The sequence below is a fragment of the Micromonospora sp. PTRAS2 genome (genome assembly GCF_054052245.1).
Window position 1 is genome coordinate 1 of sequence record NZ_JBSWBU010000059.1, and the last position, 653, is coordinate 653.

The window sequence follows — 653 nt, forward strand, 5'->3', positions numbered from 1 at the left end:
ACACGGCACCTCCTGCACCCGACCCCACTCGTCCGACCGGGACTCCTCGCCCCGGTAGTCCTTCTTGCCGCGGTCCTCGCCGTCGGTGCCGCGCTGGCCACGTTCGTCCTGCCCGTAGCCGCCGTCCTTGGCGACCTGCTCCGCCGTGGACCACTTCAGGTTCGTCAGCCGATCCATGCCGGCCGCGCCGGCGCTGCCGGCGACGCCGATCCCGGCGAGGCTGACCACGCCGGTCAGGCCGGCCACGCCGGAGGCGAGCCACACCTTCCGGCGGCGCGTCTTGAAGGTGGTCCGCTGGGCGGTGTCGTCGTTCTTCCGAAGGTAGTTGGACATCGGAGTTCTCTGCCCTCTCCTCGTATCAGACAAGGGCGCACCGCCACGGCGAGGCGCCCTTCGCTACAAATCGGTTGTAGCCCGTGAACAACACCGTATGAGAGTCTTCTTCGCGAGGCGCTCGTATCAGAAGAAAGCCCACATTCGGGGCGGGTGGCTTCCGGCGGGGGATGGTCGGGCCGCTTCGCCGCACGGGGCGCAGCCGGGTCGAGTCGGGCCCGGGGTGGCATCGCCGGGCACGCGGGTGACGGGCCCGCCGGCCTCCGGACGTGTCGCGGCCCCTCCCGCTGACCGCGGGAGGGGCCCGACCGTTATGTGTC

At 71.1% G+C, this 653-nt stretch carries 1 pseudogene; it reads right to left on the reverse strand.

What is annotated here, in order from left to right:
* Nucleotides 1-333, reverse strand: a pseudogene (locus ACVMYR_RS33145) (hypothetical protein); the annotation flags it as partial.
* Nucleotides 334-653 lie beyond the last annotated feature (320 nt).